This is a genomic window from Advenella mimigardefordensis DPN7, from assembly GCF_000521505.1.
GTDB lineage: Bacteria > Pseudomonadota > Gammaproteobacteria > Burkholderiales > Burkholderiaceae_B > Advenella > Advenella mimigardefordensis.
In genome coordinates this window covers 4,331,404-4,358,215 of record NZ_CP003915.1, presented here as the reverse complement: position 1 = coordinate 4,358,215, position 26,812 = coordinate 4,331,404, and the positions used below count along the sequence as shown (strand labels likewise).

General features: G+C 43.1%; 17 protein-coding genes and 1 pseudogene. 14 read left to right on the top strand and 4 right to left on the bottom strand.

Annotated elements, in window-relative coordinates; translation table 11 throughout:
• Positions 1–17 precede the first annotated feature (17 nt).
• From wecC to MIM_RS19970, 6 genes are all read left to right on the top strand, one after another.
• A complete protein-coding gene (gene wecC, locus MIM_RS19985) occupies positions 18–1,292 on the top strand; it encodes a UDP-N-acetyl-D-mannosamine dehydrogenase (protein ID WP_042070626.1) in 1,275 nt (424 codons plus the stop codon).
• Between the two features lie 202 nt (positions 1,293–1,494).
• Positions 1,495–5,289, top strand: coding sequence for a glycosyltransferase family protein (locus tag MIM_RS19980; protein ID WP_052342351.1), 3,795 nt, complete (start codon positions 1,495–1,497; stop codon positions 5,287–5,289).
• A 4-nt stretch (positions 5,290–5,293) separates the two neighbouring features.
• Positions 5,294–6,019, top strand: coding sequence for a glycosyltransferase family 4 protein (locus MIM_RS22305; protein ID WP_052342350.1), 726 nt, complete (start codon positions 5,294–5,296; stop codon positions 6,017–6,019).
• A 186-nt stretch (positions 6,020–6,205) separates the two neighbouring features.
• Positions 6,206–7,207 (top strand): right-handed parallel beta-helix repeat-containing protein, encoded by a 1,002-nt coding sequence (locus MIM_RS19975; RefSeq protein ID WP_025374535.1) that lies wholly within the window; start codon positions 6,206–6,208, stop codon positions 7,205–7,207.
• Between the two features lie 129 nt (positions 7,208–7,336).
• Positions 7,337–7,795 (top strand): hypothetical protein, encoded by a 459-nt coding sequence (locus tag MIM_RS23070; RefSeq protein WP_025374534.1) that lies wholly within the window; start codon positions 7,337–7,339, stop codon positions 7,793–7,795.
• Positions 7,785–9,125 carry a hypothetical protein gene (locus MIM_RS19970; RefSeq protein WP_025374533.1) on the top strand — a complete coding sequence of 447 codons (1,341 nt, stop codon included), beginning with the start codon at positions 7,785–7,787 and terminating at the stop codon, positions 9,123–9,125. The genes MIM_RS23070 and MIM_RS19970 overlap by 11 nt, the downstream gene beginning before the upstream one ends.
• A gap of 9 nt (positions 9,126–9,134) precedes the next feature.
• On the opposite strand, the gene MIM_RS23285 is transcribed toward MIM_RS19970, so the two are convergent.
• On the bottom strand, positions 9,135–9,530 hold the full coding sequence (locus MIM_RS23285) for a hypothetical protein (protein ID WP_158318760.1): 396 nt from the start codon (positions 9,528–9,530) through the stop codon (positions 9,135–9,137).
• Between the two features lie 363 nt (positions 9,531–9,893).
• Between MIM_RS23285 and MIM_RS19960 the strand changes: the two genes are divergently transcribed.
• Complete coding sequence (locus MIM_RS19960; protein ID WP_042070622.1) at positions 9,894–11,180, top strand: hypothetical protein; 1,287 nt, start codon at positions 9,894–9,896, stop codon at positions 11,178–11,180.
• Positions 11,181–11,410: 230 nt separating this feature from the next.
• The gene (locus MIM_RS19955) at positions 11,411–12,709 is read left to right on the top strand and encodes a hypothetical protein (RefSeq protein ID WP_144084700.1); all 1,299 of its coding nucleotides are present in this window, start codon (positions 11,411–11,413) and stop codon (positions 12,707–12,709) included.
• Between the two features lie 211 nt (positions 12,710–12,920).
• Here the strand turns inward: MIM_RS19955 and MIM_RS19950 are convergent, their stop codons facing one another.
• The 3 genes from MIM_RS19950 to MIM_RS19940 all read right to left on the bottom strand — a co-directional run bounded on the left by MIM_RS19950 (position 12,921) and on the right by MIM_RS19940 (position 16,962).
• Entirely contained in the window at positions 12,921–14,078 is a 1,158-nt protein-coding gene (locus MIM_RS19950) for a hypothetical protein (protein WP_025374530.1), read from the bottom strand.
• Between the two features lie 834 nt (positions 14,079–14,912).
• Entirely contained in the window at positions 14,913–15,425 is a 513-nt protein-coding gene (locus MIM_RS19945; protein ID WP_144084699.1) for a hypothetical protein, read from the bottom strand.
• Between the two features lie 412 nt (positions 15,426–15,837).
• Positions 15,838–16,962 (bottom strand): hypothetical protein, encoded by a 1,125-nt coding sequence (locus tag MIM_RS19940; RefSeq protein WP_144084698.1) that lies wholly within the window; start codon positions 16,960–16,962, stop codon positions 15,838–15,840.
• Between the two features lie 266 nt (positions 16,963–17,228).
• Between MIM_RS19940 and MIM_RS19935 the strand changes: the two are divergent.
• From MIM_RS19935 to MIM_RS19910, 6 genes and pseudogenes are all read left to right on the top strand, one after another.
• Positions 17,229–17,539, top strand: a pseudogene (locus tag MIM_RS19935) (DUF1153 domain-containing protein).
• 341 nt (positions 17,540–17,880) lie between these two features.
• Complete coding sequence (locus tag MIM_RS19930; protein WP_025374527.1) at positions 17,881–20,103, top strand: FkbM family methyltransferase; 2,223 nt, start codon at positions 17,881–17,883, stop codon at positions 20,101–20,103.
• Positions 20,104–20,332: 229 nt separating this feature from the next.
• Entirely contained in the window at positions 20,333–21,523 is a 1,191-nt protein-coding gene (locus MIM_RS19925) for a glycosyltransferase (RefSeq protein ID WP_025374526.1), read from the top strand.
• Positions 21,516–23,375 carry a glycosyltransferase family 4 protein gene (locus tag MIM_RS19920; protein ID WP_025374525.1) on the top strand — a complete coding sequence of 620 codons (1,860 nt, stop codon included), beginning with the start codon at positions 21,516–21,518 and terminating at the stop codon, positions 23,373–23,375. The genes MIM_RS19925 and MIM_RS19920 overlap by 8 nt, the downstream gene beginning before the upstream one ends.
• 469 nt (positions 23,376–23,844) lie before the next feature.
• Positions 23,845–25,476 carry a Hint domain-containing protein gene (locus MIM_RS22300; RefSeq protein ID WP_025374524.1) on the top strand — a complete coding sequence of 544 codons (1,632 nt, stop codon included), beginning with the start codon at positions 23,845–23,847 and terminating at the stop codon, positions 25,474–25,476.
• A gap of 280 nt (positions 25,477–25,756) precedes the next feature.
• On the top strand, positions 25,757–26,788 hold the full coding sequence (locus tag MIM_RS19910; RefSeq protein WP_025374523.1) for a CgeB family protein: 1,032 nt from the start codon (positions 25,757–25,759) through the stop codon (positions 26,786–26,788).
• Positions 26,789–26,812: the final 24 nt, after the last annotated feature.

The window sequence follows — 26,812 nt, the reverse complement described above, 5'->3', positions numbered from 1 at the left end:
TAATTAGGTGATATCAAATGACAATTTCTTCTAAAATAAAAACTGTTTCTGTAATCGGTCTTGGGTATATTGGGTTGCCTGCCGCTGCAATGTTTGCTTCGCGAAAAGTAAATGTGGTTGGTGTTGATGTGAATCAGCACGCAATTGATACAATCAATCAGGGAAAAATCCATATTGTGGAGCCGGAATTGGACATGATTGTTCAGGCGGCTGTCTCAGGTGGGTTTCTTAAAGCGACTAACAAACCAGAAGCGGCAGATGCTTTTTTGATTGCAGTGCCGACTCCATTCAAAAATGACTACGAGCCTGACCTGTCGTACGTTTTGTCTGCATCTAAATCAATCGCTCCTGTTTTAAAAAAGGGCGATATTGTCATTCTGGAGTCGACCTCACCCGTAGGCACAACAGAAAAAATGGTCGATATCCTTTCTGAGGCACGTCCCGATCTGAAGTTCCCAAAAGTTGACGACCATAACGACATAGATGTGCATATTGCTTATTGTCCTGAACGCGTTCTTCCTGGTCACGTTGTTCGGGAACTTGTTCAGAATGACCGTATCATAGGTGGGCTCACCAAGGAGTGTTCCCAAAGAGCGATTGACGTTTATCGTATATTCGTAGAAGGTGAGTTGTTGGTGACGGATGCGCGTACAGCAGAAATGAGTAAGCTGACTGAAAACTCATTCCGTGATGTCAATATTGCGTTTGCAAACGAACTGTCGCTTATATGCGATAAATTGGGAATCAATGTCTGGGAGCTAATCAAGCTTGCGAATCATCACCCAAGAGTCAATATTTTGCAACCGGGTTGTGGAGTAGGTGGGCATTGTATCGCGGTGGATCCCTGGTTTATTGTGAATAAGACGCCAGATGAAGCCAGAATCGTCCGCACTGCGCGTGAAGTCAACGACTATAAGCCGGATTGGGTTAAAGAAAAAGTCGAAGCGGCATTGGAGAAACTGAGCGGCACTGGTAAAAAAGTTAATGATGTGAAAATCGGGTGCTTAGGACTTGCGTTCAAACCTGATATTGACGACTTAAGGGAAAGCCCAGCGATGAAAATCGCGTTAGCTTTGGCGACTCAATATCCTAATCAAGTTACTGCAGTAGAACCTAATATTGAGCAACTACCGGAAAAAGTGGCCAAAACGGGCTTGAAACTTGGAGAGCTCCAAAATGTCGTCAATGAATCGGATCTTATAGTGGTGCTGGTGGATCATAGGCAGTTCAAGGAATTTTCCCCTGTTATTCGCGAGGATCAGTGGTTGTTCGATGCAAAAGGTATTTGGTAAGTAACAAATCAGGAGACGGATGCTGATTTAAATTTAAGGCATTCGTCTACCGTTTATCGTGGACATACACGAAAGAAGTGCATGGCATTACCCGAATTGGTTTGTTGGACATATGCAATAGCAAGCGGCCCTCTCAAGGGCCGGTATGTTTGAGATTTTAAAATTGTAATTTTACGCTAGAAAGGTATGGGGATATTTGGCGATGATGGACATATCCGAGCAAGACGATAACCAAAATAAAGAACTGCAAATTGTACGGCTCGAGTATGAATTGAAGCGATTCGAACAAGCACAGCAAGTGAACGAGAGCCTGTGGTTGGAAAAAGAAACCTCTTTGAATTCAATTATTTCTGAGCAAAAGAAGGTTATTTCTTTACTGGAGTCGTTGCTAAAAAGCAACCAGCAAATGTTGGATACGGCTCAGATATCTTATGCTAAACAAGATGAACAATTTAATTTACTAAGTGAACAGGTTAGCCATTCGTTAGATCAAACAGGTGAGCAGGTAGAAATTTTAAAACAAACTGCTATCCGAGCAGAGCAATTGCTGCTTCAAAAAGATATTGAATTGAACGGATGCAAAAATCGATTGGAGAGCTTGGTTCAGGAAGTTAAAAAGCTCGAAAAATTTAATGAAGAATCGAGTAAGGCTAACAATTTGGCAATTGAGAGGGAGGAGCATTTACAGGGCTTGATTGTACAATTACGAGAGAAAGAAACTAACCTCTCTAAAATATATGAGCGTGCTTTGGCGGATAAGGAGAGTTTTGCCAAAGAGCTGGAGACCGCACGAACCGAGATTGCTACAGGTCATGCTCAACAAGCGGCATTTAATGATCTACAGCGTCGTTATGAAACATTATGTATTTCGCATGACTCGCTTCAAGCGCTCAGTAAAGAATATGAGGATAAAACTGATCGCCTTCAATTGGTTGTGGACGAGCAGCAGTCGACTATGAGTAATCTTCGATCAACGAATGCTCGTTTTCAAACTGAGATTACTAGTCAGCTTGAAAAAAACCGGGCATTATCGTTAGAATCAAAATCGCTGATTGACAAACTGAGTGTACTTAAAGCACAAAATCAGGAGCTAGAGAGTCGGCTAGAGGCTGCGCTTGAACGAGTGCATGTTGTAGAAGAAAATAAGAACAAACTGGATTTAGAGTTAGAAAAGATTCGTGTCAAAATGAATGGTTTGTCTGCTCGCGAAATTCGGTATAAGCAACAAATAGCTGAATTCGATGACAAGTTTGTTGAGGCACAGGATAAGCTGCGAGGAACAATATCGTTTCAGTTAGGTTACGCAATTCTACAGGCCGGAAAATCGTTGCACGGTTTATTTCATTTGCCAACTGCACTATTTAAAATTAGGAAAGTAGCCAAGCAACGTAAGCTTTCTAAACAATTCAAGTTTGAGAAGGTGTCTCCTTCAACTAAGACCAATCGAGAGTCCGTAAATTTAACGCCTCTTGCAACGGTTGATTTGAAAGATTTTAATAGTCCTGTCACCGAATCTCAAGAAAGACAGTTGAAAATTGCAGGTGTTATGGATGAGTTTACTTATCATTCTTTTGCGCCAGAGGCTAATATTCTTCAGTTGCATCCAGATAACTGGGAGCAACAACTTGTGGAGTTTCAGCCAGACCTGCTTTTTATCGAATCCGCCTGGCAAGGCTTGGATGGTTTGTGGAAAACTAAAATTAGTAATGCGAAGGAAGAAATTCAGTCAGCGGTAAAGTGGTGCAATTTGAACAATGTACCTACAATGTTTTGGAATAAGGAAGATCCAGTTCACTTTGGAACTTTTTTGCCGATAGCTTGCATGGTGGATTTTGTTTTCACCACAGATATTGATTGTATCCCCAAGTACAAGCAAAGAGTAGGCCATACTAACGTATTCTTGCTCCCATTTGCCGCGCAGCCCAAAACTCATAATCCGATTGAAAAATTTGAGAGAAAAGATGCTTTTAATTTCGCCGGCTCCTATTATCTGAGATACCCTGAGCGTCAGCGAGATTTTGGTTCGCTGATAGATACAGTAAGGCAGTTCAAAGGCGTCGAAATCTATGACAGAAATTTTGACAACCCTCATCCGCACTATACTTTCCCGGAAAAATACAAAACTTTCATCTTAGGAAAACTCCCATTTTCCGAGATCGATAAGGCATATAAAGGATACCGATACGGTATCAATATGAACACGATTAAGCAATCGCAAACAATGTTTGCGCGTCGTGTGTTCGAGCTGCTAGCTTCCAATACTGTGGTCGTGTCAAATTTCTCACGCGGAGTTCGGTTGCTGTTTGGCGATCTCGTTGTTTCTTCGGATAATCCTTTGCAGTTACGTGAAGGACTGGAAAGCGTATGCCGAGACGAAGGTATGTATCGCAAGTTTAGATTGCTCGGTCTAAGAAAAGTGTTTGGTGAGCATACGTATGCGCACCGGCTCGCTTATATCAGGGCTAAACTGTCCGGAAAACAGTATATTTCGAGCCGTAGCAAAATTTTTGTACTTGCAGCCATAAGATCGATAAACGATTATGAAATGGTAAAAGCAGGCTTTGATCGTCAACGATATGAAGGCAAATCGCTGGTCGTCGTTGCTCCATCACATGATTTGGCTGCACAATTGGCTAGCATAGATGTCATAGTGCTGAGTTCCCAAGATCAATTTGTCACTGCGCTGAATGAAATGAATGCGAACGATTGGATTTCGGTGTTTTCGCCAGATGATTACTACGGCCCTAATTATTTGAATGACTTGGAGCTGGCAACTGGTTACTCGAATGCTGAGGTAATAGGAAAATTGTCTTATTATTCGGCGTCAGAAGTAACCGCGCAGTTAGTAAATGATGGAAAGCAATATTCGCGTGTTTCTGAATTATCCGCACGTCGTGCCATTATTAGACGAAGCCAGCTTACAGATGCATTGGTTAATGGTTTGTTTAGCGCTCCAGAGGAACTTGTGTTACGAAATGCTAATATGTTAGCAATAGACGAGTTTAATTATTGCCAACATCTTCCATTTCCTTACAGTCAAGTATTGATGGATTTAGTAAATGATATGACCGTGTCAGACACCGGAGTGTCATATTTAAATCAACTAGTATCCGTTTCCGAAAGTTTGCCTCCTGCATCAGGCGAGAAATCGCCTACAGAAATCTCATCAGGTCCAGGTTTGTCTGGGGCGCAATTGTTTGAGTTCATACCTGAGCCAGCGACCAGTGCGATTAAGTTTGGCCGTCAAGGAGATTCTTTTAATATCAATTCTAAGCTTGCGACCGGAAAGCATGTATATGTATATACGAAGAGAAATTTTAGGCGCGAAGAATTAAATCTTGTATTGAACAGCCAATTTAAGTTAGAGTGCGATGGGACTCTGGATACGATGACAGTCTTTGAATTCCAGGACAAAGACGGTAAAAAGATCGCGCATTCTATGAATAAAATCGGGGATCATCACGCGCTGGCGATCCCGGAGCATTGCGTTTACGTTCGGTTTGGAATGAAGCTACTTTCTGCCGGCCGGTTATCAATAAGTCGATTAGTATTGGGCACCGCTAATGAGACTCCATATGCTGTTATAGGGAAGTCTAATAATTTGGTGGTTAGTAAACAATATCCCGATTATGACGATCTATATAAATACGGATTCGTGCACTCACGGCTAAGACGCTACAGAACAGCGGGTTTAGTGTCTGATGTATTTCGCGTTGCTGGTAAAGTTACCAATCACTATCGTGAGTTCGAAGGAATTGACGTGGCGTCTGGAGACCACGCGCTGTTACATGCTACGTTAAAGACAGGTCAATTCAGAAAGGTATTGATACATATTTTAGATGACAAAATATGGGATGTGGTTAAAGACTATTTGGAGAACACAAAGATATTTATTTGGGTTCATGGGTCAGAAATTCAGCATTGGAAACGCCGATCGTTTGAATTTAAAAATATGTCCGCTGACGAAGTGAAACGGCAAAAAACGCCTGTCCGATAAGCGAGTGAAGTTTTGGAAAGATATCTTTGCTTTAAAACATCCCAATCTACATTTTGTTTTTGTTTCACAATGGTTAGTGGATAGTACGGAAGAGGATTTTGGTATAAAAATTTCTCCAGAAACATATTCAATCATCAATAATTTCATCGATGGGGGGATTTTCAGCTACACTGAAAAATCAGCTTCCGATCGTCTGAATTTTTTGTCGATTCGGCCATATGCGAAACTAGTTTATGCCAACGATTTGACAGTTTCTGCTATTTTAGAATTGTCGCAGCGCCCATATTTTGATCAGTTAAATTTTACATTAGTGGGTGATGGCGAGTTGTTTGATTCTACAGTGGCACCGATCAAGAATTTCCCAAATGTGACAGTAAAAAAACAATTTTTGACGCATGCAGAAATAGCCGAATATCACCGTGCTAACGGTATTTTTCTGGTGCCGACAAGGATGGATACACAGGGAGTATCTCGTGATGAAGCCATGTCGTCAGGGTTGGTGGCGATAACGACAAATGTTGCTGCTATTCCAGAATTTGTTAGCAACGAAGTTGCAATGGTGGTCGAGCCGGAGAGCCCGAAAGCAATTGCTGATGCTGTCGAGAAGCTATATAACAATCCAACTAGTTACTTGGAACTTTCGAAAAAAGGGTCGGAAAATGTAGCTCAAAAATGCGGATTTGAAAAGACTGTGCAGAGAGAGATAGATTTAATTACAGAAGCTATTTGATTCCAATTTGTCGACACTCAATAGCAATTGCCAAGGTGCCTTGCTATTGATTTTTATAAAATAGATGTACCACTTTGTTTGGGTTGGTCGTACTTGCGAGTTTGTATTAGGTCTAAATTTTGGGTGCGTCGCTTACGAAGTGAAGGCGGGTGTACTTCGGGCGAGAATAAATAAGGAGCATCAAGAGTGATCTCACAAAGGTTCGGATATCTTGGGAAGTGTTTCCTGATACTGCTCATTGCACTAATTTATATCCCTTCTTGGGCATTCGCAACGGAGTACTATATTTCACCAACAGGTGACGATACAAACTCTGGAACGACTAGGGAGCTTGCGTTCAAGTCGATCGCAAAAGCCTTAGACGTTGTGTACGACTCCAATCATTCTGCGAATGATGTAATAACAGTTCATGTATTGCCAGGAACGTATACTGGGCAGTATAAGGGAATTGTTTTAGGAAAATCACTTCCCACGGTGAAAATCGTGGGTGAAATCAAGAATGGTTTGCGGCCTGTTTTTTCTAATGGAGGGATCCATAAAGAATGGATTACGCTATACGCAAAAGATGGTCAAAAATTAAATTTAACTATTGAAAATATTGAAGTAAAAAAATATTTTTCTGTGTTATCTGTAGTTGGTGATCGTGATAGTGCTAGCAGAGGCAACAGTGAGTTGACGTTAAAAAATAATGTTTTTAGAACTATCGGCTCTAAACAAACGAATAGTAAAGGACGAATTGCATTTGGGGCAATAAGACTTATAAATTCGAGTAATAATAAAATTATCGGGAATCAGTTCATCGATATCCGGAATAGCGAGGTATGTGGAGGCTTACACGCAATTTATCTTGCTCATTTCTCCTCAAAAAATAAAATAATTAATAATGTGTTCGATGGTACGTGTGGTGCACCTATCAAGTTTCGGGATCGTGCTAACGGTAACGTCGTTGAAAACAATAAATTCGTGAATTTGGAAAATGTACCAGCACTTCAAGAATGGTTTTGTGATAGGGTTGCGAACAAGGATTGTAAAAAGCCGGCAGGTGAGTGCCCATCAATTTTGAATGTTGAACGGAATAATCAGTTCTCTGTCGATTCCGTGCCTCCGATTGAGCTAATGGGACGTAAGGTTCAACGACCTTGGTGTTCAACTAAGTCATTTTCTGGAGCGAGAATAATCTCTCAATAGATTGATGAAAGTTGGCTCTTGCTGCCGTAGTAATAAGAGCTAAATTATCTAAGTGTAGAGTAACAGAAAGATTCAAATTAAATTAATAGCTTACTATTAATTTTGATAGATCAAAGGGATGGCAGTGGAATGGATTCGAATTATTTTGTATTGGAATTAGATTTAAATAATCATAGTGTTGAAGCTGGACGCAGAGTTTTATATTTTGACGGTTATATGATTAGTGAGGACGAATTTTTCGTTTCTTGCGACGTATCTATTGAGAAAATTGATAGCGAACAGATAAAAAATGCGTCTGGTGAGTTTATCTACGTTTGGCAAAATACCAATGGCTTAGGGCAAAGAGAGATTGGTGTTTGCACCGATTTGTTTGGATTCTACAGTGCTTTTTATCATTTCGAAGGTTCGGTAGTGACAATAAGCAACTCATTTAAGGCGTTAAAAAAACACCTTGATAATAGACCAAATACAGAATTAACCTTGAATGTTGAGTATCTAGCGCCTTTGATTCTTTCTAATTATTCTTCTTTTTGCGTATCCGTATGCTTTAGAAACAGCAATAAAAGAAATAAAAATTTTGCCAGCTAATAAATCGCTGTTGTTTAAAAATAATGGAGTCTCATCGATCGAGAAATTCGAGATAGATGCTTCAGAAATAGATTATGACGCTCAGCTTGAAAAAGGGCTTGCTGCCAGTAGGAATAGAACTGCTGCGTTTAATCGTGTATTTGCGAACAGCTTTAAGAAGCTTTTTATGTCAGGAGGAAAAGATTCCAGGGCAACACTAGCTGTATTGATGTCGGTGCTAGGTAATAAGGATTTTTACGTGCATAGTATTGATCCGAAAAAAGTATCGGATAATATAAAAGATCATGTGCAAAAAGATTTGTCAATCGCCAATAAGATTTCTCTGATGTTCGGGTTGAAGTTTTGCGAGTTAGAGCCAGAATTGCCAGTACGTAAGACGCCAATTAATTTTGAAGAGTCTCTTAGTGATTGGCAAAATGATTTTTCAAATGTGCGCTTTAATTTTCAACCAGCGTATTATTCATATGCTTACGATGATGCACAATATAAGGTGCAATTTCGTGGAGCCGGCGGTGAAATTTACAGAGGTTATTGGTCTGAGGTTTTTAAACGTTATGAAACTACGTATAAAAAAATTCAAGATGATTCAACAACGGTCCGCGAGGATGCCGGTGTGATTTTTAATGCGTTAGTTCCTGGCAATATTATTCCAGCACAAATATATAACTCTGCCAAGGCTATTTTTGCTGATACGGTTGCTACCATGCCTGGCAATGCCTTTTTACAGAAAATCGATCAACATTATAACTTTTTGAGACACAGATTTCATTTTGCGCATGGGAACAGAGGATTGAGATTAGGCGAACTAATGTATCTCCCATTGATAGATCGCCATTTCTATCAAGCGTCATTGTGTTTAACTCATTCTCAGAAAACTTCCGGTAAGTTAGTATTTGATATCGTAGATAGAATTAACCCCTATCTGAATCTCATTGAGTATGACTCTTCAGCTTGGAGTCAAGATCAGCTTGGTCAGTCAAAGTACTTGCAAAAAGCGTCGATATTAAAACTACCAGATTTCAAGGGTAGCGGGGAGTACCATCCGAAAATATTACTTGATTCCTCGAAAAAATTTGAAGTTCCCAGCATTAGTAATAGTATTGCCTCATCATATAATAGGCAATCTGCCCTCATGGCACGCCTACGCGATAACTTGCAATTTTTGAGTAAACACCCACAATCGAAAATTATTTTTAATGATAAATTGATAAAACTCTGCGCTCAGCGAATTGATAAAAAGCAAGGGATTAATTCGCTGGTAGGCAAAACTGAAAGCATAAGAGACGCGCTGGTTACGTTAGATATCAACTATCTAAGTATCGTTGCGTGATAAACGAAACTATAAAATTTGTCGTAATGTAGCTAGACTACCCGATTCCGATTTTGCAAAGGCTAGTACTTCTGTCTTTTTGTTTGCACTAGGCCTCGGAATTACAAAAAATGGAGTTTCTTCGTGCCAGCGAACGGTGGTACGAACTCCATCGACGATAAGATAAAACGCATAGGTATATCTTTCGTCGCGCACTGGGTTTTGTATGATTGTCTCCACACGAACCTGACCCGTCTCAGGGTTTGTGACTGTTTTTAGCTCCAACTTAAGTTCATGGGGGGGCGGAGGCGTAGTGGCGTTTATTTGACGACGTCGTTCTCTTGAAGAAATTTGTAAGGTAATTAGTGTGACAACGACAATATATGTAATAAATACTGCCAGCAAAAGGAGCGCGATGTTATTCATGAAAAATTTGAACGTAAAAGAATCTGTTGGTATTTCTAAAGGCCTCAATATATTCTCTCTATCAGTATCTAGGTAGTCCCTCCAGGTGATATAGGCTAAATACCAATAGTAGAACATATAAACTAGTTAAACCCGAGTCTTATTTTATGCTCGATTCGCTCATTTTATGACCTATGTAACTCATCATTCTAAATCTTACATATGATTTATATTTTTTGGGGTGGTGTTTTCCTAAACCTAATAGGAAAATGTTACTAATGGCTAGAAAAAAAATGATTTTTGATAGCTTAAGAGTTGCAGATTATAATCGGTGTTGTCGCAGTATTCTTCAACTTTTTGAGACCACCGAGTAAGCGTTACAACATGGATAAATGTGAAACTATAAATCAGCCCGCAAGCTATGATATCCATCAGTACGTTATGCCGGTATTCGAGGTAGCTGATCTGACGGATATTCTCACGCGAGAGCATCAGGACGGTTTATACCACTGTAAGCAACCTGAAAAATTAGATGTGTATCTGGAGCGGTTTCAAGAAAATCAAGATGCATCTACGATTCTTGTTTGTTTCAACGCGGCAGTTGGAGAGAGAAAAAAGCATTGCGCGCCTTTTTTTTCTGGCCGTGGTTTGAATCGTTCTCTAAAGTTGCCTCTTGTCGCTATTGCAGACCCATTGGTATCCTCAACTGATCTGTCTTTGGCATGGTATGCGGGAGGCGATTCCTCCCGAAATTTACAGAAGGACCTCGCGATATTTCTTGATCAAATGGCACGTTCCTACGATGCTAAATTATTAATTGTGGGTGCGTCTGGTGGTGGGTTTGCTGCACTAGCTTTGGCTACACTGCTAAAGACGGAAGCGGTGTTGGTAGTATCGAATCCCCAAACTTCAATATCTCAATACATTTATCCATTTGCGCGGGACTATGTGTTGCAGGCGTTCCCACAATACAGTGAACGTATAAGTAAATCGAAGCAGCAAACTGGTCAACAGAAGGCACAAGTGCTTTATGATATTCTTGATGAGTGCAATATTGTTCACGATGTTACTAAAGTAGAATTGCCTTCGAATGTCAACATCTTGTACTTGCAGAACATGACTGATTCACATGTTAAGACCCACGCAGCTCCTTTCATAAAGAACAGGTTGTGGACTACCGAGGGGCAGAATTCGATTGTGAGTGGGAATGTCAGTATTTATTTTGGAAATTGGGGAAAAGGGCATGTTGGTCCCTCTGCGAGTATTTTTGGACATTTATTGCGGTTTCTCGCAGAAGGAAAGCCGGTCAAAGAAATTTTAAATGCACTGGAGTTGGGGTTAAATGGATTAAATAGAAATACTAGTGCATTAACGTTTCTAAACCGAAGTGATTTCAGGCTAGTATCATCAGTAAAAATTGTAGCTGGGGTACTACGAGCAAATTGTTATTTAAAGAAAAACGGTCATTTGTACAATGATCGAAAGCTTAACTATGCTTTTTATTTAATGGATGGCGGCGAAAGAGTAGCGAGTAGGTTTTACGCAAAGAGTAATTCATGTACATTTTCATTGCCTGCAAAATATAAAAACCTTTATATAAGAAGTTTTGCTCGTGATGATTTCAATCAGATAATCGCGGCCGATTCAAACCGGCTCGTATATCCCGCTTAATAGAGTGGGCTTGGGTCGGGCGTTTGCCTGCCATGACTTTGGTAATAAAGGTGGTCTTCCTTGAATTGGAACATCATGTAAATATTGGCAAGGTTACGGTGTTTCTTGCTATAGGAATAAGAAATACTTCTTAGTTTTATAAACCGATAGCGCCGATTTGAGATTGAACTCCCACAAGCTCTAAGATTTTGTGATTTCAATTTACAATAACATCTTTTATAGAATGCGCCATGAATAAACCTCTAATCATGAAGAATTTGGAGCAATGGAAATGTCCTGTTTTTACGTTCCAGAATATGCGCGATGCAGTGGCATCTGGATTCACAAACAGCGGGATTTATCAAGTCAAAATGTCTGATGATTTAACGCTAGACATCTTGCTGAAGAATGCGGAAAAATTAACTCAGTCTGAGACTCTAGTTGTAGTGTTAACTGGAGCAATTGCAACACGAGGAACAAAAAAAGGTCCTTTTTTTTCAGGTCTTTCTATAACAGAGGATCTGGATGCTCCCTGTGCATTTATATCTGATCCAACATTAGATTATTCACAGAATCTCACTCTCGCGTGGTATGCCGGTAACCAAAAAATACCAAAGCTACAGCAATATATTATACAAATACTGAATAGCATTGCCCATTTATATAAGCTGCGGCTGGTTCTGGTTGGGGGTTCAGGGGCTGGGTTTGGTATTCTGAGTATAATCCAGCAGCTGTGCGAAGGCTCCCTGGCGTTAGTTTGGAATCCGCAGACCTCTATATCGAAGTATTTTCCGAATTTCGTCAAGCGATATGTTGAGTCTGCTTTTCCAAAAATCTACTCAGAAACATCAAAGCGTGTGCCATTAACTCGACGAAAAACACCCCAATTTTTTGAGCGTATACTTGATCAAACCGATATAAACCATAAACTATATGCATCTGATGTGGCAGTTCAGCGCAATCGTATTATCTATCTGCAGAATCGACACGACTGGCACCTTCTTGAGCATGCGAATCCATATTTGGCGAGTCTTGGCAAGTGGTCTAGGTTGTCACCAACTTTATTTCTCAATAGCTCCAGGATGACTGCGTTTGCTGTAGGCGATTGGGGGGAGGGGCATGCTGCTCCTACAAAACCACTCATTAAATCGTTGATAGAATTGTGTGTCGATCTTCCCCCTGAGGTGTTGATGACATCGTCTGTAGGTCAATTGGTTTCCCAATTTGACGGGGTACCACATTATGATTGGGTACTATGCCATGACCGTCAATTGGAGCTAAAAACTGAAATTCGTTATGACAATGAGTTAGAGTTGATTTACGTAGAAACGACAGTCACTAATCCAGATCCTGATGAGGTATATTCCCATGCCTTTTATTTAATGGTCGATGGGAAGCGTAAAGCTACAGATTGGTATACCGCTAAAAATTCGACAGAATTTCATATCGATCAGCGTGAAATTAGGAAAAAAATCAGGATTATAGCTTTTGTAAAGGATGCGATTGGGCGCGTTACCTTTAAAAGCTCGCCCTACCATTTGGTTGACTAAAAATTTTAGGTGCCTTGTTCAAAAACCACCTTGCGATTTCTTTTCGAGCCGCCAGTAGCGTATGAACATACTTGTCCACGGACACAGAATGGATAAGTATGGACTAGCTAGACGACTCTCTCCTTCAGGCCGCAGCGACTGCGTCTGCCTGGCGCCGGACTCATAGTTCTGCGTTTAAAGCTCATTTGGTTGCCTTGAATTTTGGATCTGGTTATACGGATTTTTGATTTTTCAGTAACCCCAACTCACGCTTAATTGCGCGTATTTTCGCGGCGACTGCTTTATTTGGACTTTTTCGATTTAATGCGCGTTGGTAGTAGATTGTCGCCCGGCGTATATCCTGTTTTTTTAGAAAAAAATGGGCCTTCCCGATCTCTGTAAATTCGCTGTCGGTGTTTTGATCGATTTCGAAGGGTCTATTGTCAACGATTGCACCGATAATATTTTTAAGGTGTCCAATCCTGTTTACATGCATGAGTACTTCATGGCCTGCATGTTGATACTCAAGTAAATTAACTTTAGGGTAGGCGGTACGTACGTAATTATTCAGAAAAAAAACATCTTCTGGAACATGAGGATCTATGAAAATATTCACTGATGCTGGAGATAATTCATTTTCAAAGATGTCTTTGTGCTGAAAGTCGTCTGCATTGTAATTGTTTTTTTTGGGGGAGTAAGTAATTAACGCTGGGTGTGCTGAATTGCGGGGGGCTGAGGCGATGACATGACCCTTCACTGCCCCTGCATAATAAACCGCGCAGTATCCACCCAATGAGCTACCATATAGATATGTGGCTTTCCCCTTCACGGCAGGCCCCACATATTTACCAAAATCTTCGAACGACAGACCTTGGTATTGATTATTATTTTGAAGGCACACTATTACGTTGTATCCGCGGCACAATAAGAAGGACAATCCAAATGGAGGGGAATATATGGTAGATCCTGACCCATTGAAGACAACAAATGTCGTATTAGAGCCAATGTCATAATTGTCTATTTTGAAGTGCTTGCTGGTGGCCAAATTTGCTTTTTTTATCAAAAAGATCTTTTGCTGTTCTCCTATAACAAACGCTATTTTGTGACTTATTATTGTTGTATTTTTTTTGTAAAAAAAAGTTGCGGTATACCGACCTAAATTAGGATGGATTTGGAAAAAATGTGTCAAATTGTCACTATAATACTTTTTTTCTAAACCGTTAGAGTGCTCTAGGTAAAACGCATATTCCAATCCCGCAGCACCATCCGTACTCAAAATAATGCCATTTTCTTGGAGTTCTATTTTGCGCTGTAGCGCATTAGTAATGTCAGGATTTTGTATTTGCATGACAGAGCGTTTTTCGTAACTGTTCATGCGATTGTAAGGCATATTTTTCCAACAATATTCAATATTAAGTATTAAATAATGAAAAAGAAAGGAAGATCTAAGAGGTATTGATAGGTGTTAGAGCTTTATTTTTTAACAAGTTCGGCGCATTGCTCAGACGCTGCATGCGGCTGGGGTTAAAGTGCGAGAAGGCTAGCTTCTTGGATTTATCCTCACCTATGCGCTGCATATGGCAGTCGCATCCGGCCTGCTTGGCAATCTTCTAGTCTTTGGCGTGGAGCACCAGATCCTGTTATGAAGCTACTCCATCAATTGCCGCGTCAGCACGCCACAGGGTAATTGGCGTCGAGCGCATCAATATTGGTAACAGTGGATCGTTGCATGGCGATATCGTGTCATACAAATGCGCAGCTGCACAATGTGTACGCGCACTGATTTCCCATTAGAGTTTTACGGATACGGCTAATTATTACAGATGATCACTCTTGAACGCTAGACCCAGGCGCTGTCATGGCAGACCGATGACCAAGGCACTAGCCTGCTCTGCGGTCAGTTGTTCAGGCTGACCGTCTGCTCCGAGCCATTGCAGACTGCCCGTGTGTAGTCGGCGCACAGCCAGCATACCCCGAAGATGTTGTGCACCAACCCCTTTAGCCGCTTGAGTTGAGCAGAAAATGCTGGCTCATTACATGTCTGCACCGGTGAATCGTTCATCGGCAAGGATGGTGGCGTTCATGCGTCTGCCCAGCTTGATGTACAGTTGTACAGCCTTCATGCGCTCTGCGTACGAATACATTGATCATTTCCTAAGGAGTCCAACTTTTCGTCCCGCACCACCTGGGTGCCAATATTACAGTGCCGACGACAATAAACTGGCTAGCCGCATATGAGCAATTCGTATTTATTTATGGTGATCACGTCGGTGTCATTACTGCATTCGCCGTATATCCTGAACACTCTGTCATCGACGAATTTGATTTTTGCCAAGCTATTATTGATACTTGGAGAAGTATTGTCAGTCATGTAAATACTATTAACGTTTTGGGAGTGTTTATCGATCGCTGTCAGTATGATTTCTAGGTAGAAATTGGAATCTGCGTGTCCAAGTGGGATTGATTTGATAGCTTGATATTTATCGAACGTCTTATTTGTCACTACTGCAAAATGGATTTTCTTGGTGCCGGTTCCTGATTTCCTACCCCAAACTCTCAAACGAATAGTGTTGTTTGGCTGTGAAAATGAATTTGCCCTCAATACAAATCTGCTCTTGTCGGCAGGTACAATGCAGTTGGTAATTGTTGAACGTCCTGTGGAGTTTTTTATAAATTCCCCAACATCGCAACTTATTCGTTGCTCAACGTACATAGTTGCCGCAGTTTTGTTTGACATTTTTGTTCCTTGAAATTTTAAATGATAAGTGTTCAAGATGACAAAATCGATTCTCTCAGGTGCGAAATTGGCGTTTTGAATCATTCGGGGTGTACTGGGCATAGGCGCATCCAGAATGCAACGCAAATTAGCCGAGCTATTTCAAAGCAAAAAGCCAAGGCGGCTGTGGCTTACATGTTTCAGTCCTCTCCTTATCGATTTGATGTTGTGTCGTAATGTAACTTCTGCCGACGCATATGACGAAACTATGGCTGATTTAGACTCTGCTAGGGGCACTCATCGAAACGGTCTCGCTAGTGGCTGCCGTCTTTTAACGAAGCGCTGATACGTCCAGTCGTTGGGGTAACAGTTCTTCAATCCGATTGGCATGCGCGCAGCAATCGTGAGATTCACATGCCGATTATTATCGCATTCACTTTGTGACTAATTTGGACCTACCATCAGGGAATACCAGTATTGTTTCTGTCGTTTTGTTGATTAGCTTATGTAGCACACTATCGATGTTCTGCGGCGGTGGTTCAGTGCCCGACCAACTATATCCGCCTCGCCATTCATAGGACTCGCCAGCTGCTAACATTCGTTGACTTTTATACACAATGGCATTGTAAAGCTTGTGGCTTTTCGTATTTCCTGGGCCATGAATAAGTGGCGCATCCTCTGCTACGGTCGATAGTTCGGTAGCGGCTCCAAAGCTCCTGTCCATCCAAACTCCTAAAACGCCGTACTTTCCCTTTAAAAGGGCAGCCCATGCATTAGGCGATGAATTCCTAGGACCACTATTGGAAGTTACTGAGTCCCAACGGGTGCGCCCCCTAACATTTCCGTCCAAAAACAACGCCGAATCTCGGTAGCCTTGAGTGTTGAGTTGTAAAGCTCTATCGCGCTTTATTACTATATCTTCGAGCGCAGTATATTTTGCGTGGACGCCAATAGCATTGCCTGAAATGCTTATCCAGTACTCTTGTCTCAGCACAAACCGACCTAACGAAATTGTGTCAGATGCCATCAGTTCATTGACTACATTAATGGTAAGGCCATCTACATAACCAGCATAGTCCGTATCAAGTATCTTGTTATTCGAATATACATCGTACTTAATATTGCGCGCAGTTTTAGCGCCCCCTGCTCCGCCGCTTGATCCGTGATTCCCTCCGGTAGCAATATTGGTTTTCCCATCTCCATTATGCTTCGCATTAATCAACATTACTCCAAACCATTCGGAATCGGCGACATTAAATTCTTCATAATGTGCATTATGTGGTTCTCCAAAATTTGCGACACTTAAGCCGCGCGGATTGGGCAAATTGTTGTATCCATTGGGTTGAAATTTAAATCGAACTATCTTGTCTGGCGATACCGGTGACGTTGTTGATAGTGTTTTTTTTGAACTATCATATTCAATATACGTTGGAGTTGGCCATATACCATCTGAAGCACACGCTAGGGCGAATGGTAAATATGCAACTGGCGCGGTATAACGGAGGAAAATTTTCTTCCATAACTGCCGAAACTGAAGTTTTTTGAAGTAAGAAGTCATATATATATAACTGGGTTAATAAGTGATAGCGGGGATAGTAAAAGCTATAGAGTACGCCTGCTTTCCTAATAGTTAGCTTAAAGATTAGAAACAGACACAAGTTCGAGTTAAAAACACTTTATGCTGATCCAGTCACTACTGCTTAGTATTTAGAGCGCTATTCGTTGAATATTCAAATAAATTCCATTGTGACTTAGATGGGTAATGCTTGTAATGACCCAGTGAAAAATTGCTCATGTGATATGTGATATTAGGGTAAATCACAAATGAGTATTATCATGGAAGATGAAATCAAGCGCTGGACGGCCAAGCGCAAAAGCGCACTAGTGTTGGACATTATTCAGGGTAAAACCACCGTGGCAGAAGTACCTATGATCTGTCACCCTCTGAGGTGGAGAACCGGGTGGATGAGGCAAAGCGAGGCATGGAAAATGCTCTGCGGGCCAATCCGCTGGATATAAAAGGACAATATGAAAGTCAAATCAAAGACTTACAGCAGGCCTATGGTGAAGCGATCAACCATCGGCATCCACATCAGGCGTTGAATATGAAAACCCTGCCGAAGCATTTGCTTTAGCCGCTTAAGTTGAGCAGGAAATGCTCGGTCATTACATGCTTTTACAATATTCTCCAAGTGAAATTAGGCTTAATACAAGCTTGGCCTGTACCTTGAAGTCATCTATCAGATGTCGGACGGAGAAGATAGTGAAACTCAAGTAACGTTTTTTTTCAAATTTTTTTACGTCTTTCGTCGTGACTAACGACGTATCGGGGTTTTTACATTTTCAGACTGGTTCTCGATCTTCTCAAAGCTATAATATTGATTGTCTATACTGTTCACTCTGCCAATATGATGTTAACGGAAGAGTAGTCTGCCGCATTGCCGGTTTCATTAACTTTGCCTGAGAATTCCCGACTGTGAACCAACATACCAATGAGCCGCGCTTTGCAACTGTCAAGGCAGACGGGGTAGAGTACCCTATCTATTTGACCTCTCCGAATCAGGATTATATACAAAAGAACTTGGCGACAACTGGGATTCCCTATGAGTTGCCTATGCTGACTGATATGAAGGCACGCCTGCAGCCGGAAAGTACAGTTCTGGATATCGGAGCCAACATTGGAAATCATACATTCTATCTGGCGCAGGTTTTACGTTGCCAGGTGATCGCATTTGAGGCTAACGACGAGTTAGCTCATGCAATGGATATGACAACCAGTGAAGCGGGGTTAGAGGAGCGCATAACTGTTCACGCCTTCGCCTTGGGGGACAAGCCAGGTTTTGCCGCATTCGAACAAGCCATGCCGGAGAATCTGGGTGGCCAGGCCTTGAAAAAGGGAACTGGAAGGATCAAGGTTAGGACTCTGGATTCTTTTGGTATTTCAGCACCCATTTCTGCTATTAAGATTGATGTAGAAGGAATGGAGCTGGATGTGTTGAAAGGAGGCAGCAAGCTCATTGGTGCTCATCTACCGATGCTGTACATAGAGGCTCAAACAAAAGACAGTTTCCTAGAGATATCAGCATATCTTAGAGAGTTCGGCTATGTCTATCGCGACACGTTTAACGCTACACCCACGCACTTGTTTATACATAAGACCAAATTGCAAGATGAAGGCAGTATAGCGAAATCATCCTTAAGTCGTGTTGAATATGAATACGATCTGCTAACGGCTAACAAAAAGATAAAAAAAGATCTGGTAGATTGTCAAATGAAATATCGTGATATTTCGCATTTGAATAGCAGCTTGAAGTTGGAAAATGAACGGTTACAGGAGCAGGCTCGCTTAAATGCGGAGACTCCTGTAAGTGCGGATGATGAGCGCTTACGTATAGAACTCGATCAGGCTGAGAAAGAATTAGCAGATGCCCGGCTGCAGATTGAGAGGTTGAGAGAGGACGTGTTCAGGGAGCGCAGGGAGAAAGAGTGTCAAATCCAGCAATTTTCCCAACAGAATGTTGCCGATAGGTTGGACGCTGCGCTGCAGGGGAAGTTGACTGCCGAAGTCGAGCGCTTGACAGCAGAGAATCGGAGCCTGAGTGCATTGCTGGAGGGTCAGCAAGCGTTGAAAACGGCACTGGATGAAAGCAAAAAGAAATGCGCAGACATGGCCTTCATTTTGGAGAATGCCAATGCTGAAGTAGCGCAATTGCAAGCAGAGAGAAGTAAATTACTTGCCAAAATCAAGGAAATAGACGAAGATCGGACGCAGGTACTGAAGCTGCAAGAGCAAATTAAGCAAATGCAGATCAAACAGCAAGGACTGCAAGCTGAGTTAACCAAGCAGGCCGAGCAGTTGGCAGTGCAAGAGAAGAAGGACAACGAGCAAAAACTTCAATTGCAATCGCAGGCAGAACAGTTGACTGCAATGGAGAAGCAAGCTGCCCTGGTTAAAGAGCTAGAAGTGCAAATACAGCAGTTGAGCACAGAAACTTCACGTTTGCAGTCGGAAAATGCGGATCTGTCTACATTGTTGGAATCTTCTCACGTTGATTCTGGCAAGGTAGAAGAACTGGAACTGACTTTGTTAGATCACAAAAATCGGCATTCCCAAGCTATGGAGGATAATGAGCGATTGCAGTCTGAAATTCAGCAACTGAATCAAGCGTTGACGGCTGCGGAAAATGAGGTAATGGGTGTGAGAGATTTAGCGCAAAGACAAGAGGATTATAAGGTCAAGGCGGAGAAGAGTAACGAACAACTGTCACGGTTGACGTCGGAATTGGATTCTTACCGTAAGGAAGTGGAGCGCATTCCGGAGATGGAACGTATCAATGCGGCTTTAGAGCGGCAGCGTGATGATTATGCTGAAGCAATCGTGTCGCTGAAATCCCAACATCAGCAATATATTGAAGGGATGAGGCTGCTGCATGAACAGCAGCAACGCGATAATGAACAGCAGATGCAGTTCCTGATACAGAAAAAAATGGAAAGTTTGGCGCCGTTGCAAGCGAACCAGGAAAAACTTGACAAACTCATTGAGTATCGTAACGATATCGAAAAAATATATGCTGAGCGCACGCCTTTGCTAAATAATTTGCAGGGTACGCAAGGCGTAGAGCAAATTCAGGATAAAAAAGCGGCGTTGGAAGATTTGAACAGGCAGTTAGCGGAGTTTAATAATCGTTCTTTATCTTAGGCTGCAATGCTGCTTTCATAGTGGTTAAACAGGAAATTGCTCGAGCAAAATCAAGATTTTCCTCGGAGGACTGTTTTACATATAGACAATAAAACTTATACACCGTAATATTAAGTACGATTCTCAGCTATTTTGTTATATATTCAGATTACATAATAGCGAGATTGACTTATAAACGGGGGCATGCTGGCTGTATGAGGTTTTTCAATAGTGCATTGGATTCCGCTGCATGAGGATCCAGGATTTGGTGAGCGGGGCGCAAAGCCCTGCAGAATTATTTATTAACGCCGTCTGCGAACAGGCAAAGTCAGGTTCCGGTTCCGGTCTACCCTACGCCCTGACTTATGCGCCTCTGGCACAGATCAACCCTTTTCAGCGTTTGTTATATTGTCGTGCTGCGCAGGCAGGTTATGCGATCGTGCCAGCAGTCCATTTTGCCGACCTAGCCAGCGTGAACTGGCAAGGCAGGTCTGTCATCCATTTACATTGGCTTGCATCGGTACTGGCAGGTAGTGAGACCCAGGAAGAAACTCACGAGAGGCTGAGCGCATTTGAGCAGGAATTAGTCCGGTGGCATCACGCTGGGCACAAAATTCTGTGGACGCTTCATAATGTATTGCCCCATAACACCCGGTTTCCCGAGGCCGAAATTGCCTTGCGCCGTTTGCTGGTAGCCCATTCCGATGCAATCCATATTCTATCGGATCAGTCGGTTGAAGAGGCGCGCAAATATTATGATGTGCCGGACGAAAAGGTCTTTTTTGTTCCTCACCCAACCTACGAAGGTTGGTATTCGAATGTTGGCGATGTCTCGGCGGCACGGCTGGATTTGGGCATAGAGCCACATGATTTTACATTCTTGAATTTTGGTGCCTTGCAACCATACAAAGGTGTGCTGCGATTGGTAGAGGCGTTTCAGGCGCTCAAGCAACGATATCCGCTGAAGCGTTTTCGCTTGATTATTGCGGGAAACCCTGCCGATAAAGAGTATGTGGGTAAGATTCTTCATGCCGTGGCCGATGTTCCTGAAATCCGCGTTATTCAAAGCGTCATGCAGGAAAAAGAAATTCAGACGCTATTTAATGCTGCAGATGTGCTGGTTGCGCCCTATATTAAGACGCTCAATTCCGGAGTATCCTTGCTGGCAGCAACGTTCAGGAAGCCGCTGGTTGCACCAAATGTGGCTGGCGTTGCTCAGACATTCGCGAATGACGGCGGGTTGCTGTACTCCGACAGCAAGGGTGATCATCTGCTTGATGCTATGGAGCGGTCGCTGACCTATCGTATTGATGATTCGGTATTTGATCAGATATTGAATGACTATAGACCAGCGCGAATTTCTGCTCTTTTTTTTGAGGCGTTAACTCAGAAATTATTTACTTGTCAGTTGGAAAGTCCTGAGGCTACGCATCATGACTGAGACGCAATCGTTACCCCAAGAAAACAAAGTGCCAGTTGAAAAAAAAGAGCCACCGGATAGTCTCAAGACAGCAACGTTCTCTGTGCGCGAAGGAGACCTGCTGAAGCTCCGAGCGACGGCCATTGATATCGCTGATTCTGTGAGCGAGCGAGCGCTGGTCTGCGCGATCCGCTTCTTTGATCTGCAGGGTGGTCATATTGAGCAGGCATACGATGGCACTGCTGTTTCCTCCGTGTACGGCAGTTACGTATACGTTGAATCGAAAAAAGAGGGCGAAGTGGCATCCTGGATCAAGCAAGTGATTGTTGCGCCTGCGGGTGCCCATTTGCTAGAGGTGAAACTATTCCCCTGGAAAACGTCGCCTGAGATAAAGATAACAGGGGAGGTGGAATGCCTGGATATCCGACGTATTCCTACGGATGAGATCAGCTGGAATTTAGGAGCCAGTGAAGCAAAATCGGAAACCTATGAAGTGCTGCCGTTTTGGCGCAGCTTGTTCTCGTTCGATATATTAAGAAAAGCAAATGCAGCCTTGAATGACATCCTCATAAATATCAAGTTTGTGGGAGTCGATGGCAGTCTTACACCGGTGAAGACGGCTGTTATAAGCCCCGTGATGGGTACGACCCATGCGCTGGAAAGCGACGAATTGGTCGTAACGCCCGTCGCACAGAAATGCGAATACGAGGGCTATGAACGCTTGATCGCGCTTGCTCAAATAACGCCTCCCAGTACAGCTTTGACTGCTATTGTGACGGTAAGCAATCAGAACGAGAGCTACTCTGTAAGGGTAGCGCAGCGCATTTTTGCTTTTGAAACGTTGATCGAGTCGCGTCTTTCTGCAGATGCAGGAACTTTCATCTCGAGAGCGGTAAAACTGCCTGCCGACCTGGCGCAACTGTCCTTTACGAAATTAGCGGAAAAGCGTCCTGACGATGTGTCCGTCTTTGATGGCATTCTTGAATATTATGTAGCGTCTGGAAATGCTAAGAAGATGATTGCAACTGCCAACACCATTCTGAATCGCTTCCAGGATGGGAGTGTGTGTGCCAAGGCTCGTCGGGCATTGGCATTGGTAAATGAGTGCATGCCATCGTGGCGTCCGAGCGTGGCAGGGTTGAATGTTAAGCCGGCGGCTACTGAAAAGAGTGGGCCACCCTTAAAAGTCGGGTACTTTCTCAGAAACGTCGATGTTGACAATGACTGGGTCACGGCGTTGGGTTGGGATGCCATGTGCGCCCAAAAGACGCTCTCTGGAGGAATGCCATTTGCCATATTGCCTTTAGGTTTTCCTCATAAGGGCGAACGCGGCTTGCCGTGGGAGCGGCACGAAGTGGGCGAAATTGCATGCTATTACCTTAATTGCCTGTCTTTGGAGCAGCTTGAGGCGATCCCCGTTACCTCTCAGTTGAATTTTATGGCAGTAGTGGCTGGCGATGTGCTGAACAGAGAGCAGGCAGACCTGCTCCATGTGCAGGAAGGAGAGCGCGGCTATGATTTGGCGCTGGTTGCTTTGGCATTGTCCAAGTCTATGCATCTTCCTTTGGTTTACCAGAAATCCAGCCCTTTTGTGCTACCTGCTGATGGTTCTTTATCTCATCAAACATTGGCCCAACTGAGGGCTACGCGAGACTACCAATGTATGCTTGATGCCGATGCGGTTATTGTATCCGCTGATGTGGAGCGGGCCAGCTTGATGGCGGTTGGCATTGCGGCTGAAAAAGTGTTTGTATGGCCGGCTGGTGGTGAGGATGTCATTTCTGATACAGAACTGTACAGGGAAAAAATTGGCGCACTGTGTCGATGTGTTTATGCCTACGCGCAAAGCGCCAATCAACGAAAATATACATAATCGAATATATGCACTTTTTGTAACGACGTAGGCGTTGCAATTGTTTGGTTGCGTTGGTTTACATAAGTACATATTTTCGATTCTCTGTGCTCGTAATTTGGACAAAGACAGTGTCTGAACGTGTTTAATAGTCATTATTTTAAATAATTAGTGACATTTTATTTAGGGGTTTACCCTTGAATTTCAATGAAACACGGTTAATTGTCGCCGGAAGCAATAATTAAAGACTTTGCGAACTTGTTTCATTAGATTTCCCGTGTAATAATCACATACGAAATATTTCAAATGAATGGGAGACTACCCGTGAAATGTTTCTGGTGTTATCGACATGTTGAAGATTGAATGCATTTTCGCGTATGTTTTCATGTGGTTGTGTCGAGATATATCTGTTTACGTTAGTTGATGTGCTTCGAGTTGCAACTCATGCAACCAAAATTAAATAAATTCAACTTTTATGGATAGGTGAATAATGGCTACAGTAAACTTAGACCTTGGTGGATTACTCAATGATCCCGAGAAAACCGTTGACCAAAGTTCTTATGACGGCGATACCATACTTAATGCAAGGGCATTAACCGGTAATACGACACTGAATATTACCAATACAACTGACAGTCCTGATGTCCTGGAATTGCAACAGACAATCTCCATTGGGCTACTTTCTACCAGCACAGTCAATTTAGGGGAAAATGCAAACGTAAAATTGACAGGCCTGGCAGGTGTTAATGCGGGATCTACGTTCAATTACAATCTTTCCGATGGCTCTACCCTCGAAATGACATCGAACTTTTTGTCATTGGGATTGGGCAATACAGTCAATGTAGACTTGGGTGCTGATGCTACTTCAACATTCATCTACGACCCCACTGGTATCAATGTCGAACTGTCCGGTTATCCTAATCTGACTGGTGTAACTGCTGGTGACCAGATTCAGGTTGTTGGCGCGACTAGTGGCGAGTATGTTAACGGCGATCTGATCTTCAAAAATGACCTGGGTATTACTGTTGGTCGTTTCAATGCAGACGGTCTGGACCCCACTCAAGTTACTTTTGAAGGCGGTTCCATGATATATGCTTGCTTCCTCAAAGGCACGCATATCGCTACACCAGAAGGCGAGAAAACAGTTGAGTCTCTGGTAGCCGGCGACAAAGTGATCACTGCCAGCGGCGGTGTAGCTACAGTTAAATGGCTGGGTCATCGTACTCTGTACAAAAACCGTATTCCCGCCAAAGATGCTGTACGCGCATTTCCTATCCTGATCAAAAAAGACGCCATTGCAGCCAATGTGCCTCACACTGATCTGATCGTGTCTCCTGGTCACCACCTGGAGTTCAACGGCGCCCTGGTTCCTGCAATGATGCTGGTCAATGGCCAGACAATCGTTCAGCAGTTTGACCGTCGTTCATTCGAATACTTCCACGTTGAACTGGAACAATTTGATATTATCCTGGCCGAAGGCGTGCCTGCAGAGTCTTACGTAGATACGGGTAACCGTTCTATGTTCCAGAATGCAGACGAAGTTGCCATGAATCCGGATTTTGGTCCTGCAGAAGGCCGTCCTAACGTTGAAGGCCTTGTTGTTGCACGTGAAGGTGCTGTTGTTGAAGCCATTCGCAAGCAATTGCTGGCTCGTGTAGAACTGCTGACAGGTGCTAAACGTACACAAGACGCAGCCCTGTGCGTAGAAGTGAACGGTCGTGTTATTCAGGCAACGCCAGAGTTTGTTAAAGAAGGTGTATACCGCTTTGAATTGCCTGCAAATGCTGGCGATGTACGTATCGTTTCTCGCTCTTCACTGGTACGTGATGTAACGTATCTGGCGCGTCGCGATATTCGTCGCGTGGGTGTTGGTTTGTCTGCTATTGCTTTCACAGACAGCAATGGCCGCCACGACATCGACCTGATGGACAGCCGTATCAGCGGTCTGAACCAGCCTCAGGACGTCAAGGGCACAGCAATGCGCTGGACTAACGGCTCTGCTGTTATTCCTGCCGCTGCTATCCAGGCTTCTGGTAAAGCAACACTGGAGCTGACTGTACTGCGTACTTACACGTACTGGCTCGATTCCGCTTCTGAGCAGGCCGCTGTTAAAGCTGCTTAATTGCAGAACAGTGTGTGACCAATAAGTGGGTTTGCTTCATTAAGGCCAGGCCTGCTGTTGGTATTTAGAAAAATGGGTAAGCAGATTTGTCTGCTTACCCATTTGCTTTTGTGTTGCGCCATGGGCGTGCTTTGCATTGTTTGTCTCGCTTTGCCCTCAATAAGCGTTACAATTATGACACGCATAATAACCGGTGGAACGGGCGTTTCGCCTTATAAATAGCATGGTCTTTTAAACACAATAATTCGTGATTAGCTTTCTTAACTCTCTGAAATCCCCTTTGGGAGGTACATCAATCCTTCCGGGCGGTGGTTTTGCCCATTTAAAAATCGCGTTAATCTCTGATGAATTCACGCGAGTCTGTATTAGCCAGAATGCCAGGGTTAAAAATCTGTCCCCCCTGAACTACAAGCATATACTCAAGTTCTGGAAACCAGACCTGGTTTTTGTAGAGTCGGCCTGGAAGGGCATTGACGAGTCCTGGAAATTTCAGATTGCCGCTTACCCGGATCACCCTGATAGAAATAATAAGTCTTTGAAAAAGCTGGTGAAATATGCCAGGAAGTTGGGTATTCCAACCGTTTTCTGGAATAAGGAAGATGGTGTGCATTTTGAGCGGTTTATTGATTCGGCGCGCCTGTTTGATTACATTTTTACCGTTGATGAAACCTGCATTCCCCGTTATCGCGAGCATGTCGCTGAAAATGTATATGTAGGAACATTGCCGTTTCCGGTGCAGCCGCTATTTCATCGTTTTACCGGTTTTGACTTCAAGTATCATACAGCCAATTTTGTGGGCAGCTACAGTCGGCACATGCACGATGTTCGCCGGTACTGGCAGGATGCCGCTTTCCAGGCCTGTTCAGATTCTGGCCTGGGTTTGATTGTTTACGATCGTAATTCCGATAGGAAGGCGGCCCATTATCGTTATCCGGCATTACCTTCGGTGCAGGTACGTCATGTGATCAAGCATGAGGCCACGGCAAAGGTGTATAAAGATAACCTGGTTACGCTGAACGTTAATACGATTACCGATTCGCCCAGCATGTATTCGCGCCGGCTTATAGAGGCGCTGGCCTGTGGCGCGATTATTGTGTCCAATCCGAGTCTTTCAATGAAACATATGTTCAGCCAGTTTTGTCATGTGGTTAGTAATCGGGAAGAAATGATGGCAATATTCGAACGGCTCAAGCACGGTCCCGCAAATGATGATCTGGAGCGCGCCCGCGCGGGTGCGGAATTTGTTTTATCTAACCACACGTGGGAAGATCGTCTGCTGTTGCTGGTTGAGACGTTGGGATTGCATGCATGACAGGCAGGCCGCAGGCGATGGTTG